This window comes from Bacillus sp. EU55 (assembly GCF_038005925.1).
GTDB lineage: Bacteria > Bacillota > Bacilli > Bacillales > Bacillaceae > Bacillus > Bacillus velezensis.
This window is the reverse complement of sequence record NZ_JBBOUE010000001.1, coordinates 2,281,127-2,294,810: the sequence shown is the minus strand read 5'-3', so window position 1 is coordinate 2,294,810 and position 13,684 is coordinate 2,281,127. Positions and strand designations below refer to the sequence as shown.

Annotated in this window: 13 protein-coding genes, 1 other RNA gene and 2 pseudogenes; 12 read left to right on the top strand and 4 right to left on the bottom strand. The window is 43.4% G+C overall.

All coding sequences use genetic code 11. From position 1 onward, the window contains the following. Positions 1 to 106 precede the first annotated feature (106 nt). The 4 genes from ssrS to NYE50_RS11550 all read left to right on the top strand — a co-directional run bounded on the left by ssrS (position 107) and on the right by NYE50_RS11550 (position 3,844). Positions 107 to 292, top strand: a non-coding RNA gene (gene ssrS / locus NYE50_RS11565) — 6S RNA. A gap of 107 nt (positions 293 to 399) precedes the next feature. Continuing rightward, positions 400 to 2,178 (top strand): DNA helicase RecQ, encoded by a 1,779-nt coding sequence (gene recQ, locus NYE50_RS11560; protein WP_224988114.1) that lies wholly within the window; start codon positions 400 to 402, stop codon positions 2,176 to 2,178. 235 nt (positions 2,179 to 2,413) lie between these two features. Further along, positions 2,414 to 3,283 (top strand): 3D domain-containing protein, encoded by an 870-nt coding sequence (locus NYE50_RS11555; protein WP_007407985.1) that lies wholly within the window; start codon positions 2,414 to 2,416, stop codon positions 3,281 to 3,283. Positions 3,284 to 3,451: 168 nt separating this feature from the next. Continuing rightward, on the top strand, positions 3,452 to 3,844 hold the full coding sequence (locus NYE50_RS11550; protein ID WP_017417958.1) for a hypothetical protein: 393 nt from the start codon (positions 3,452 to 3,454) through the stop codon (positions 3,842 to 3,844). A gap of 31 nt (positions 3,845 to 3,875) precedes the next feature. On the opposite strand, the gene NYE50_RS11545 is transcribed toward NYE50_RS11550, so the two are convergent. Then, positions 3,876 to 4,853, bottom strand: a complete 978-nt coding sequence (locus NYE50_RS11545; protein ID WP_224988116.1) for a S66 family peptidase — start codon at positions 4,851 to 4,853, stop codon at positions 3,876 to 3,878. A 65-nt stretch (positions 4,854 to 4,918) separates the two neighbouring features. Continuing rightward, positions 4,919 to 5,422: an N-acetyltransferase gene (locus tag NYE50_RS11540; RefSeq protein ID WP_014418107.1), complete on the bottom strand. Its 504-nt coding sequence runs from the start codon at positions 5,420 to 5,422 to the stop codon at positions 4,919 to 4,921. 188 nt (positions 5,423 to 5,610) lie between these two features. Between NYE50_RS11540 and NYE50_RS11535 the strand changes: the two are divergent. Together NYE50_RS11535 and NYE50_RS11530 are read left to right on the top strand one after the other, a co-directional pair. After that, positions 5,611 to 6,388, top strand: a pseudogene (locus NYE50_RS11535) (VLRF1 family aeRF1-type release factor). 144 nt (positions 6,389 to 6,532) lie between these two features. Beyond that, positions 6,533 to 7,069: a DUF420 domain-containing protein gene (locus tag NYE50_RS11530; RefSeq protein WP_007611945.1), complete on the top strand. Its 537-nt coding sequence runs from the start codon at positions 6,533 to 6,535 to the stop codon at positions 7,067 to 7,069. 64 nt (positions 7,070 to 7,133) lie between these two features. Here NYE50_RS11530 and NYE50_RS11525 read toward each other — a convergent pair whose 3' ends face one another. Next, positions 7,134 to 7,799, bottom strand: a complete 666-nt coding sequence (locus NYE50_RS11525; RefSeq protein WP_017417956.1) for a lysozyme family protein — start codon at positions 7,797 to 7,799, stop codon at positions 7,134 to 7,136. A gap of 191 nt (positions 7,800 to 7,990) precedes the next feature. On the opposite strand from NYE50_RS11525, the gene czrA reads away from it, so the two are divergent. Further along, positions 7,991 to 8,323: a Zn(II)-responsive metalloregulatory transcriptional repressor CzrA gene (gene czrA / locus NYE50_RS11520; protein WP_007407993.1), complete on the top strand. Its 333-nt coding sequence runs from the start codon at positions 7,991 to 7,993 to the stop codon at positions 8,321 to 8,323. 29 nt (positions 8,324 to 8,352) lie between these two features. Here czrA and NYE50_RS11515 read toward each other — a convergent pair whose 3' ends face one another. Continuing rightward, entirely contained in the window at positions 8,353 to 8,874 is a 522-nt protein-coding gene (locus NYE50_RS11515; protein WP_007407994.1) for a hypothetical protein, read from the bottom strand. Positions 8,875 to 9,098: 224 nt separating this feature from the next. Here NYE50_RS11515 and NYE50_RS11510 point away from each other — a divergent pair, with 224 nt between their 5' ends. The 5 genes and pseudogenes from NYE50_RS11510 (at position 9,099) to NYE50_RS11490 (ending at position 13,679) form a co-directional block, all read left to right on the top strand. After that, positions 9,099 to 9,818, top strand: coding sequence for an MBL fold metallo-hydrolase (locus tag NYE50_RS11510; protein ID WP_159354258.1), 720 nt, complete (start codon positions 9,099 to 9,101; stop codon positions 9,816 to 9,818). Then, positions 9,818 to 10,384, top strand: coding sequence for a TetR/AcrR family transcriptional regulator (locus NYE50_RS11505; protein ID WP_029974222.1), 567 nt, complete (start codon positions 9,818 to 9,820; stop codon positions 10,382 to 10,384). Before NYE50_RS11510 ends, NYE50_RS11505 begins: the two co-directional genes overlap by 1 nt. Before the next feature lie 52 nt (positions 10,385 to 10,436). Beyond that, positions 10,437 to 11,147 carry an AraC family transcriptional regulator gene (locus NYE50_RS11500; RefSeq protein WP_017417954.1) on the top strand — a complete coding sequence of 237 codons (711 nt, stop codon included), beginning with the start codon at positions 10,437 to 10,439 and terminating at the stop codon, positions 11,145 to 11,147. Positions 11,148 to 11,215: 68 nt separating this feature from the next. After that, entirely contained in the window at positions 11,216 to 11,548 is a 333-nt protein-coding gene (gene csaA / locus NYE50_RS11495; protein ID WP_007611940.1) for a chaperone CsaA, read from the top strand. A gap of 330 nt (positions 11,549 to 11,878) precedes the next feature. Then, positions 11,879 to 13,679: pseudogene (locus NYE50_RS11490) on the top strand (T7SS effector LXG polymorphic toxin). Positions 13,680 to 13,684 lie beyond the last annotated feature (5 nt).

The window sequence follows — 13,684 nt, the reverse complement described above, 5'->3', positions numbered from 1 at the left end:
AAAAAACAATTTTTATGTAGAATAAAGCAGTTCTCACAAAGAAAAAAGGTTTTCTGTAAAAGAATTAACCCTCTTGCCAAAATACGACTGATGGTGTAGGATATAAGAGAAGCTACATTGTTCGTATTGTTAATTAAGTTTTAACCTTTAAGCTGTAATAGGGAGTTTTATATCGAAGCCGGAATGTCATGCCTCCATTGCAGAGGACGACAGGAACGCTTCTGCAAACACCCACTTTGAGGAGTGGTGGTTTAAAACTTTCTTACTTGCGTACGGCATACGTAGCGAAAGCCATTTCCCTTGCGGAGATGGCTTTTTATTTTGAATTGCCCTTGAGCGGCGTACTTTATCTGTATGATAAAATGAAAGAATCAAAGACAAAGTGAGGTTTTACAACTTATGCTGGATAAAGCCCAATCCCTTCTGGCGCATTATTTTGGTTACGACAGTCTACGCGCGGGCCAAAAGCAGGCGATACAATCAGTTGCAGAGGAGAGAAAAAACACGGTCTGCATTATGCCGACGGGGGGCGGAAAATCAATCTGCTATCAGATTCCCGCACTGCTGTTTGAAGGAACCACAATCGTTATTTCCCCTCTTATTTCCTTAATGAAAGATCAAGTCGACGCGCTTGAAGAAGCGGGTATCGCGGCAGCTTATATTAACAGCACCCAGACAAGCCGTGACATTCATGAGCGCCTGACCGGTTTGAAACAAGGGGCTTACCGGCTCTTTTACATTACACCGGAGCGTTTGACTTCTTCTGAATTCATTCACATCCTGCAGAATATTACGGTTCCTCTTGTCGCCATTGACGAAGCTCACTGTATATCGCAATGGGGACATGATTTCAGGCCGAGTTACCGGAATATCGAAATCCTTTTTAATGAATTAAAAGAACCGCCCGTCATCATCGCATTAACGGCGACGGCTACGCCTGAGGTTCATGATGACATATGTAAGCAGCTTCATATTAAGAAAGAACAAACTGTATATACCGGTTTTGCCAGAGAGAATTTAACGTTTAAAGTAGTAAAGGGCGAAAACAAAGATCGGTTTATCGAGCGGTATCTGGAAAAAAATAAACACGAAGCCGGCATTATATATACAGCGACAAGAAAAGAAACCGACCGTTTATATGAGAAATTAAAACGCAGCGGCATCAATGCCGGCCGTTATCACGGCGGATTGGCGGATGATGACAGAAAAGACCAGCAGGAGCGGTTTCTTAACGATCAGATACAAGTGATGGTAGCTACGTCCGCTTTCGGAATGGGAATCGATAAGAGCAACATCAGGTTCGTTTTGCACGCGCAGATTCCGAAAGATATGGAGAGCTATTACCAGGAAGCCGGACGGGCCGGGCGCGATGGTCTTAACAGCGAGTGTGTGCTCTTATTTTCGCCGCAGGATATTATGGTGCAGCGTTTTTTAATAGACCAATCGGCCGCCGGAGAAGAAAAACAAAAGCAGGATCTCAAAAAACTGAGACAGATGGTGGATTACTGTCATACGGAAGATTGCCTGCAGCGGTTTATTCTGAAGTATTTCGGCGAGAATGAGGCGGAAGCTTGCGAAGCATGCGGCAATTGCACTGATACAAGGACCGCCCATGACGTCACAAAAGAAGCGCAGATGGTATTATCATGCATCATCAGAATGAATGAGCGCTTCGGAAAAACGATGGTGGCGCAGGTGCTTAGCGGCTCAAAAAATAAAAAAGTGCTGGAAAACGGCTTCAGCAGCCTGTCCACTTACGGCATTATGAAGCATCAATCCGCAGCGGAAATCAGTGATTTTATCGAATTCCTTATTTCAGATGAATATATCAGAATGGCGGACGGCACATTTCCGACGCTTATGGTCACCCAAAAAGGCAGGGACGTTCTGCTTGGAAAAAGCGCAGTCTCGAGAAAAGAAGCCTTACAGGCCGCTGCCGTAACTGAAAATGATGAATTATTTGAGCTTCTCCGGCGTCTCCGCAAAGAGATTGCAGCTGAACAGGGTGTGCCTCCATTTGTCGTGTTCTCAGATCAGACGTTAAAAGAAATGTCAGCGAAACTTCCGAAAACAGATCAGGATCTTCTTTCCGTAAAAGGGGTCGGGGAACAAAAAAGATTGAAATACGGAGCGGTTTTTTTAGAAGGAATCCGAAATTATGTAAGAGAAACAGAGTGAAAAAAAGTTTTTTTAGAAATTTGCACATTGTGTTTTCCATTCGCGCCGGAAAAATCAGAAGCTTGAAAACCCTTGCTGTATCAAGGTTTCAGCAAGACTTACCAAGCGAGAGAAATGTTTCATGTAAAGGAACTGTAATCTAATTCAAATCGTTTTGTTATTGAACTGACATTTTCATATGTTACGATATCACCTGTTAGCCGCCAATAAAAAGCTAACAAGGGAGGATTTACTTATGAAGAAGACGATTATGTCCTTTGTCGCAGTTGCAGCAATTTCAACAACTGCATTCGGAGCTCACGCTTCTGCTAAAGAAATCACGGTGCAAAAGGGTGACACGCTCTGGGGGATCTCGCAAAAAAACGGAGTGAACCTAAAGGACTTAAAAGAATGGAATCAGTTATCTTCTGATTTAATCATTGAAGGAGAGAAACTGACTATTTCTTCAGTAGAAACAACCACATCTGGGCAGTACACAGTGAAGCAGGGCGACAGCCTCTGGAAAATTGCTCAGAAATTCGGAACATCAGTCGGCAATCTGAAAAGCTTGAATAACTTGCAATCAGATATAATTTACGCAGGCACAACGTTAAATGTGAAAGGTCAGGCTCAGGCAGCACAGCCGGCTCAAGAAGCCAGCCAGCCGCAAACTGAACAAAAACCAGCTGCTGAGACAGAACAGCCGAAACAAGAAGCTGTCAAAAACGAGCAGCCTAAACAAGAACCTGTTCAAGAACAACAACCTAAACAAGAAGCGAAGGCTGTCGAAGCAAAACAGCAGCCTGTTCAATCAAATACAAACCAACAAGAGCCTAAAAAGCAGCTGACAATGACTGCAACTGCTTACTCTGCTAACGACGGCGGCATTTCCGGTGTAACGGCAACCGGTGTTGACTTAAACAAAAACCCTGATGCAAAAGTCATCGCGGTAGACCCTAGTGTCATTCCGCTTGGCTCTAAGGTTTATGTTGAAGGTTACGGAGTGGCAACAGCAGCAGATACAGGCGGCGCAATTAAAGGAAATAAAATTGACGTATTTGTTGCAAAGAAAAGTGACGCTAACAACTGGGGCGTCAGAACAGTAAATGTTAAAGTATTAGACTAGTTTCATATAGAGATGAAGAACACAAGGCGAAATGCTTTGTGTTCTTTTTTTCTTCCCTTTTTTGACTGTATATAATCGTTATATGCGGAAAAAGAAAAAGCGTTTCTCTAATATATTATATAGAAGGAATGGATGTGAAAACGGAATCTGAAGGGGTGTATGAATCTGATGGAGCCGGAATTTATATGTTTATGGAATGCCTTCACAGAATCACCGGTGTTTCAAGCATGTATCTGTACCGCTTTGGCCATTGTGATCGTTATCGGACTGTCTATGCCGGCTGTCAGGCTGTTTCAGGCGCTTGACAGAGGGAGAGGAAGGCCAGCCGTTATTGAAAAGGTGAGACGTACTGGTGTGATGAAGAATGGCAGGCACGAGCTTGTGCTTATTTTAAACGTAAAAAACCAAGACGGAACGCATGATAAACGTGAACTGACACATGCCGTATATAATGAAGAGATCAGCCGTTTTTATGAAGGAGCTTCCGTATGGGTGACGGCAGCGGCTGGCGGACGAATTATGATCGCTCCGCGCACGCCGCGGCATAAGGCATCAAAATAAAAAGACGGGGCGGTTTTCCCGTCTTTATGTATTAATGCCGATCGATCCATATCCTTACGCCTTCTGAGCCGGCTTCTATTCTGCATGTTCCTCCGATCGGGAATGTCATCAAAGGGGAGGTATGGCCGAAATCAGCATTTGCGATAACAGGCATGGATGACAGTTCTTCTTTTGTACGGATGACGGCACGCAGAGCCTCCTCAGACACATTTGAAGCATGCTGGAAACGTCCGATGACAATTCCCTTCACAGCTGAAAAAGCGGGAAGGTGGATGAGTGACTGCAAATCCCGGTCAAACATATGAATGTCCGACATATGATCATCTTCTATAAACAGAATCACTTGTTCCATCTCCGGAAAGTATTCGGTGCCCTGCAGAAGATTCAGCGTGCATAGATTTCCTCCGATCAGTGTTCCTTCCGCATATCCGGGTTGAATAACGAGCGGTTCCGGATTCCGATAAAAACGTCTGTCCTCCTGGTTCAAATACCATTTATCATCACTCCACTCGGATGAAGGCTTTATCTCATACGGGTTGTCAGAAGCACAGCAGGCCAAGAAAGAGTTAATCGTATAGTCCAGCCCTTTTTTCATGGCAAATGAAGAAAAATGGGGACCGGAATATGTAATAAGGCCGGTTTTTTGATATATGGCATGACCGAGAGCGGTAATATCTGAATAGCCGCAAAGGATTTTCGGATGCCGCTTGATGTTTTCATAATCAAGATAGCGAAGCAGCTGATTTGATTGGAACCCGCCGAGTGTCGTCAAAATCGCTTTGATGTCAGGATCAGCGAAAGCTTCGTGCAGATCCTGTACACGCGATTCAATGGATGATGAATCAAATTCATTTATTTCTTTCGCATGCTCTGAAAAAGAGACACGAAAGCCGAGCTCCTCCAATTTTGACTTTGCGGCATTTATATTTTCATCTGACATAACGGACATGCTTGTGGCCGGAGACACAATACGAATGCCGTCACCTTTTTTCAATTTTTCCGGATACAAAAAAAACCCTCCTTATATGGTTTAATCTATTACACCATATAAAAGAGGGTTTCTCTATTATTTTTTTACAAGTCGACCCATTTAATGCCGCCTGATTGCGTATCATTGTCAATCCAGACATCAAAGTGATGCTTTTCATAAAAATGAACGAGTCTGTCGACATGATCCCAATCACGCTTAGCGATGTCGCCCGTCACTTTCGGGATATTCTGCTCTCTGGCGATATGTTTTAAAAATTTCATGCAGATCGAGCCGTAGCCGTGGTTCGGCGGGCCTTTAATGTCTCCGATATGAATGGCATTGTCATAATAAGAGGCGATCAGTGAAAAACAGCCTCTTCCCCGGTAGGCTGATTCACAATCAGTCAGCATAATCTTACATGTTTGGCCATCATCAATCGAGGAAACAATGATCCAATCGTCATTGTTCGATTGATCAATACCAAGCACTCGCGCGTCTTTTGATACATCTATCAGATTTTCCCGCATTCTGAAAATCTGAAATTCAAGTTTATGAAGCTCTTTTTCCAGCTCTTTCTGATCTCTTTCTTCTGCAGTAAACAAAATCATACTCCTTTCACAGCGTAAAAGTCTTAGTTAAACACAAGTATCCATTGTAGTAAATGATGTCTTGGTTTGTAAATGGGTTTTGCAAAAACTTTTTTAGAAAAGTCTGCCGTTTATATGTGGATTGACGTTTTTAAGGCGGTGCGGATAGGGAAAGGAACAGTGAGCAGCGGAAAAAGGAGGAATCTATAATGGCAATTGACTCACTCATCGGCAAATTGAAGTACGTAATGACGGAATCTCCTGATAAAATGCTTTCCTTATATGTAAATACGGATATGAGAAATCCGGATCAGCAGGGGGGAGAGTGGAAAATCGCCTTGAAAACCGGTTTTCGGAGATTAAAAGAGTATCTGTCTGCCAGTGATCCGGAAGAAGAAAAATCTCTCGTCCGCATCATGGAACGTGTCTATCAATATATCGATGGGCTTGGTAAAGAGATGCCGCGAAGTCTCGTATTTTTTGCATCGGGAGAAGGCGGTATTTGGGAGACGATTGAATTGCAGGTGCCTGTCGAAACACGATTTTATTGGGAAGAAACGGCTGTCCTTGATCAATTAGAACTTCTCCGTGAACAATTTCCGAGCACGGCTTTTATTCTCACCCAGCAGAATGAAGTGAAGATCATAGAAACCGTACTCGGAAAAATTGAAGGGGTGGAGCATTATCAATACGACGTCATCAATGAATCGTGGAAACCGCAGGATGTAAGCGGAAGCTCCGCCTCAATGGACGAAGACGCCGCCAAAGCCCACGTCGAAGAAAACCAAAACAGGCTGTATAAACGATTGGCTTCAAACCTTGATCAAAAGGCCGCTTCACACCAATGGGAGCGTCTCGTAATCGCAGGGGACAAAGAAACAGCCGATATTCTCGATCAGCATATGAATAAACCGATAGATCATTCCAAAAAATCTGTTGAATGAAAACGAGCATAAGGTGATAGAAGAACTGTTGAAGGAAGCATAATATGACGAAAGGCCGGGTCTCAAACACCCGGTCTTTTTAGGGCTTAAGTTTGTCTAATTTCTGACGAAGCGGACGAAACCGTTGACATCAAAGCTGAATTCTCATACCATTTGGATAGTCAGTAAAATTGAGAGAGGTCATAAGATGAATCAGACAGAAAACAAACCTAAAAGTTATACCGGTATCGTGCTGACATTGACCGTTCTGATCAACGGGTTAATTGCGGTGCTGTTTTTTATGCCGAAATCGGGACAGGTCAGCATTGCCAATATTCATATTCTGCCGATGTTAAATGCCATTTTTAACAGCTTCACGTTTATCTTTTTGCTGGCAGCGCTCTTTATGATTAAGCAAAAAAACATTCAAGCGCATAAACGTTTTATTTTAGCGGCGTTTACGACGACTTTGCTGTTTTTGATCTGCTATGTCGTGTACCACTCGATAGCTGAGAATACTTTATTCGGCGGCCACGGCATCATGCGCGGGATTTACTTCTTTATTTTAATTACGCATATTTGCCTTTCCTTCATCATCGTGCCGCTTGCGCTGTTTACGCTGATCAGAGGATTCAGTATGCAGGTGGAGCGCCACAAAAAAATCGCCAGATGGACGATGCCGCTCTGGCTGTATGTCAGTCTGACGGGCGTCATTGTATACTTAATGATCTCACCGTATTATTAAAAAAAGCCGTGCTCTGCGCGGCTTTTTTCTATTGATTGAAAAAGGCGCCTCATCAGGGCGCCTTTTACTCTTCAAGCGTTTCAAGTGTTGTTACATTTAAGGATTGTTCAACGGTTTTTGTTTTTGCTTTTACTTTTTCTGCGTACGTGTAATCACCATAGCAGTAGGGATAACGGAAATTGTCTTTGTTCCCTCCGCAAGTGTAAAGTTTCGGATTCTTTTTGACCTGCTGCTCGGAGTATTGTTTTGCCAGTTCCTCAGTATGCGATCCTCCATGTTCAGCCACAAAATCAATATAGCCGGCTCCCATGTTGTAGCTTTGTATAATCGTATCCAAGTCTACGCCTTTTTTCTTGCCTGTTTGGTACATGAGAGTGAATTGTTTGATTCCCTGTTTGATACTGGTTTGAGGGTTTTTAATCTCATTTCGCTTTAAACCCAGAGATTCTGAAGACTGCATGGGATCATTTCCTCTTCCTTTTGACTCCTGATATATCATGCCGAGTACAAGCGATGTATATTTGGTGAGTCCTTTTTCATCCAGCTCGTCTTCAACAAGCGGTTTGTAATCTGTCAGCCGTTCAAGGACGATCGGTTTGACATCAAACGGAAGACTTTTGAGCAATTCATTATTTGAAAATAACAGAATGAGGAAGAAGGAAACCATGACAAAAACACATATCATCATAAGACCCGCGGCAGCGAAACAGCCTTTTTTCTTTTTCTCCACTGTGTTTCACCCTCAATTTCAGGAGCATTATGACTTTTTCATTATGACACAGATGAATGCGCGAAACCAAGCGGAAACCCGTATTTGAAACATAAATTTAAAATAACGGTTCTTTTGTCAGGCGCAGGATGTATCTGCATCAATTGACATTTGGTATAATTGGGCTACTTGAGAAAAGAAGGGTGAGGTATATGACTGAATTTCACGAATCCGGAAACACGAATGACCCCGCTGTCGATTTAGATGAGGAAACTTTATTTTTGGTTGCCCAGACTTTTAAGGCGCTGTCTGATCCGACCAGAATCAGAATTCTCCATTTGCTGTCACAGGGTGAGCACGCGGTAAATGATATCGCAGAAAAGCTGAATTTGCTGCAGTCTACCGTTTCTCATCAGCTGCGTTTTCTTAAAAATCTGCGCCTCGTCAAATCACGCAGAGAAGGAACATCCATCTATTATTCTCCTGAGGATGAACATGTGTTAGATGTGCTTCAGCAAATGATTCACCATACGCGGCACGATTAAAAAACATCCCTGCTTTTTAGACAGAGATGTCAGCCGTACTGACTGTTATTGGTTTGGTCTCTGCTCGTTTTTAAAACATAAAAAGAGAAGCCGCTGTAATACACTGCGATGAAATAAAAGATACTGATGGTCAGCGGATCGGCCCCGACCGTTTGGCTGTATGCCTCCGGATGGGTAAAGTCCGCTGTGACCCGGTAAATTTCAATAACGCGATAAACAAATCTCGATAGGAATAACGTTAATAGAATAAGTTCAATCCACAGGTGAGTGCGAAAATACATTTTTCCGCGGCGTTCTTCAAAAGAAATGTTCCGTTTGGCAAACAGGACCAGAAGCCAGCCGCAAAAAGTGCCGAATATAAGATGGCCGTATAAAGCCGGGTGTGTGATGCTGAAAAACGCCAGAGCTGCGGCCAGCAATGAAAACAAAATCATTCTGGTATAAAGCCAGCGGGGTTTCAAAGGCTGAAAGCCGACGGACCGTTTCACCTTTTTATACAGGAAAAAGGCAATCATTAAGACAGGGCAGATGCTTTGAAGTGTGATATGCATGGTGTGGAACTCCCCCTCCGTTGAGTAGTGTATGCTTATCCGGCTAGTTTTAGTAGTCTGATTTATTCGCAGGCTGAAAGCATCTTTTATCACAGTATGCGCGTTTCTTTTTTTTGCATAAGAGAAGCGCCCGCGCCTTTTTCAGGATTTAAACAGAAAACTCTTGATAAACTAACAGTATTAGTTATAATAAAACTAATGATGTTAGTTTTAGGGGGATGTTGATGAGAATCTTACAATACGGAAGTGTTTGGCAGCTGACTTTTTTTCCAGCGCTTTTCCCGGTGAATTGTTATTTGGTTGAAGAAGAAGAAGGAGTAACCCTGATTGACGCCGGACTGCCTAACAGTCATAAAGGAATCAAGCAAGCATTGCGGCAGCTTGGGAAGCCGCTGAATGACATATTACTCACCCACGCGCACGGGGATCACATCGGTTCGCTTGACTCATTAGCTGCGGAATTTCCGGATGCTTCCGTCTGTATTTCTGAGCGGGATTCTTTCTTGCTGAAAGGTGACACTTCATTATTTGAGCATGAAGCACAAACGCCGATAAAGGGGGGAGTGCCGAAAAATGTTCAGACCGAACCTGATCGCCTGCTGAAAGGCGGCGAGCGGATCGGATCTTTACTTGTCATTCCCGCTCCCGGTCATACGCCGGGAAGCCTCGCTTTTAAAGATATGAGAAATGATATGCTGATCGTCGGAGATGCCTTTCAAGTACGGGGCGGCCTTGCTGTTTCAGGGAAGCTGAAATGGAAATTTCCGTTTCCGGCTTTTGCTACGTGGAATAAAGAAGAAGCTGTAAAAACAGCAAGAACGCTTATCGCTCATCAACCAAGCAGTCTGGCCGCCGGACATGGAAATGTTCTCTGCAATCCCGTTGAAATGATGGCTAAGGCTGTTGAGGAAGCCGAACGAAGCCTGCCGGGAGGCCGATCATAATGTCACCGAGAGTCGGAATGAGCCTTGACATGATATTGAGAGCCGCAGCAGGCATCGCTGACGAAAAAGGGCTGAACGAAGTGACGCTTGCGTCTGTTGCAAAGTCCTTAAACGTAAAACCGCCTTCCCTTTACAATTTTGTCAATGGCCTTCAAGGAATTAAAACAGAGCTGGCTGTCTCCGGTTTAACTATGTTATATGAAAAAATGGCGGCCTCTGCAGAAGGACTGACGGGCGAAACGGCTTTGCTTGCTCTTGCCGATGCCTATATCAATTTCGCCGAAGCCAATCCCGGATTATATGACGCAACATTTCAAAAGATAAAAGACGGGCGGATTGAGAATCTGTCAAGCCTGCTTGTAGAGCTTGTTGTCAGGCAGCTGACAGCGAACGGTTATGCACAGTCTGACACTGCGATTCATGCTGCGAGAGGACTGAGGAGCCTTCTTCACGGATTTGCCGTGTTGAGAAAACAGAGTGCATTTGAATTAACCGAATCAATTAAGGAAAGCCGGAAGTTTGCAGTTGTTGCTTTCTTAAGAGGTTTGCAGTCGAGTGAACAATAATATTATTATGTAAACTAAATAAAAAGACGCATCATATAAAAAGGAGGGACAAATGGATTCATTACAACATATCATTTGTGAGCGGCGCACCTATTCACATATTTTTGATTCTCATGCACACACATACTGCCAAATGCTTTTTCCGCTCGAAGGACAGCTGGACCTGGAGACAGAAAGACGTGAAATCAGATTAAAACCTGATCAAATGCTGTATATTCCGCCCGGGTATGAACATCGGTTCCGTTCTTTGGAGCGAAATGAATGTCTCGTTCTCGACATACCGGCATTTTTTTTCAAAGGTTCCTTTGACCCCGGCGTTCTGAATAAGCTTGATCCTTTTTGGACATCGATTCGGTTTCTGCTGACAGAAGAGACAAAGCAGCAGTCGGCTCATTCATTGAGTCTGCTTGCAGAATATATTGCTGGAAAGATACAAGAAAACCGTACGAATAATTCAATTGCGTATATCCGCCGAAATCTCTCAAAGACTTTTACAATTAAAGAGCTCGCCGCAATGGAACATTACCACCCGGCGTATTATTCCGACTGGTTTAAAAAGCAGACGGGAAAAAGCCCGCAAGCTTATATTGCTGAGCTCCGTATGAAGAAAGCGGAACAAATGCTTATTGAAACAAAATGCCGGCTGACAGACATCAGTCAGGAGGTCGGCTTTCAAAATTTGTCTTCCTTCACCAGATGGTTTGTCAGACATAAGGGAATAACGCCGCGCGTCTTCCGAAACACCTTTCAATCTGATAAATAATCCTGAAAATCGGTTAAATAAACTGCTTCTTTTTTTGGTATCATGATTGTAAAAAAGGAGTTTTTGATATGGCAGTCATCGAAGATTTTATCAAGCTTGATCTTAGAATAGGAACGGTCGTAAAAGCGGAAGTATTCCCGGAAGCAAAGGTGCCGGCCATTAAGATGACAATAGATTTCGGCGAAGAGATCGGCATGAAACAATCAAGCGCCCAGATTACAAAACGGTACGAACCGGGTGATCTGACGGGCAGACAGGTTACCGCTATTGTCAACTTTCCGCCGCGGCGGATCGCCGGATTTAAGTCAGAAGTTCTCGTTCTCGGCGGCATCCCGGAAAAAGGAGATGTTGTCCTGCTTACGCCAGAGCAGACAGTACCGAACGGAACGAAAATCGGATAATAAAAAAAGACGTTTGCAGAAGCAAACGTCTTTTGCGTATTGAGGCGATACACCACACGCCACATTCGTGTGTGCCGCAAGGGCATGTGCATCGGCTTACACAATTCAGCTCATCGCTATATCAATATAGCATGGCGGGTGTGGAAATGCAAGAGATTTTTCAACATATGTTATATTTGGCTTTGTTTTGCCGATCCCAGATTCCTTCGTGTAAGGTTTTGTTTGAAATTTTATGATCTTAAATAAAGCAGTTCGACAAATGCAAGAGATTCATCTAATCTTATATCCTATGGTGAAATTTAGACAGAAAGAAGCGGAAAGGAGACGTAAATGAAAGTATTTGAAGCAGCCTCGTTCATTTCAGCCGCAGAAAAGCGGGCTAAACAATACGATCAGATTAGAGAACAATTTATTAATCTCAGAAAAGCGTTTCAGGGAATGGCTGACTTAGACGACAGTGAGTTTTCAGGCAAAGGCGCCGACAATATCAAAGCCTTTTTCCAGGACCACGCCAGCGTCACGGACAGCTGGCTTGATCTGATCGATATGAAGATTGCGTTTCTCAACAGTATTTCAGGAAAAGTAGCTGATGCCGGATTAGCCGATTCGTTTGTGGAAGAGTCATTTTTAGAACACGAGCTGATTCATGCGAAGAATAAATCAAAAGCTATCATGCAGGAGCAACGAAATGAAATGAGGGATATTCTTAACGAGATAAGCGATATTGTCCATCTTGATGTTTTCTCTACAGAAGATGTCGATCAAAAGCTGGAATCAGCAGACAAAAAACGGGACGATACCGTACATAAGCTCGGCAAGCTTGATCACGATCTAACGAAAGAATACGCAGAAACCGAGGCAAACGAACATTTCATTCAGGCAGATTTTCAGCAGCTCCAAAACGCAACAGGCCAAGGAAAAAACGCCACTCCGCTTCACTATAACGCCAAGGCATACAGGGAAAGTGACATACATAAGAAAAAAGGCGAGATTGCAAGACATTCGGATGATTATTTGACGATTAAAAAGGAAGAAGCGAAGGAGCGGGAAATCAAGGATCTGAAGAAAAAGCTGGCCGCTGGTGTCACCGATCCGGATGAATATTTGGAAATTGCGAAGAAGATCGGCTATGAAAACCTTGAATCTTCCCAGCGGCAGTATGTGACGCAGCTTGAACAAGCAAAACAGATGGAAGAAGCCGGAGAAGTGACTTGGGATATTTTAAAAGGAGCCGGCGTTGGTTTATATGATGTCGGGAAAGACACGGTGACCGGTCTATGGGACTTCATAACCGATCCGGGGGAAACGCTGTCAGCACTGGGGAATGCAGTACTTCATCCTGTGAAAACATATGATGCTGTTAAAGCGGCAATTGAAGAGTCGTATCAAAAGGATATGGTGAACGGAGATGCTTACTCCAGATCAAGATGGGTGACATATGCGGTCGGTTCAGTGGCTGTGGCTGTCGTCGGAACGAAAGGCGCAGGAGCCGTTAACAAAGCTGATGCGGCGGGGAAGGTCATAAACAAGGCAGGACAGGCAGGGAAGAAAATTAAAGACGTTAAACTTCCAGATCTGCTTCCTTATAACTCTAAGTATGATCTTGCTCTGGCCGATAACGTACCATACAATGTGGTTGACAGCCAAAACCTTAAAAATGAACTTTTGACCAATGCAAAGAAAATCCCGGATGGAACGAGAAAGCCGTTTACTGGTCAAGAAATAAACCTTCCTTGGTTAAATAAAGAAAAGTATGGTGCCTTTGAGGTTAAGGGCAAGGTAAAAGCAAAGGGAAAAGTTAAAGACATAAGCCGCAGAGTGTATACTATGAAAGATATTGATATGAACCAAAAAACAGAATTTGGTAACAAATCTTCAGCTTATGAAAAACGGTAATGCTCCTTATGCAAAAGATGGCACACAGATTAATTTACATCACTTGATTCAAGAAGAACCTGGCCCAATGCTTGAAATCCCAAACAGTTTACATACAAAATATAGTGATGTTATTCATAAGCTTAAGACTGATGGTGAAAGTTTTAGAAATGATAAGGTTTTAAAAGCACAATATGAAAGCTTTCGAAAGAGATATTGGAAGTGGAGAGCGAAACAATTTGAGAATGAGAATTGAGGTGT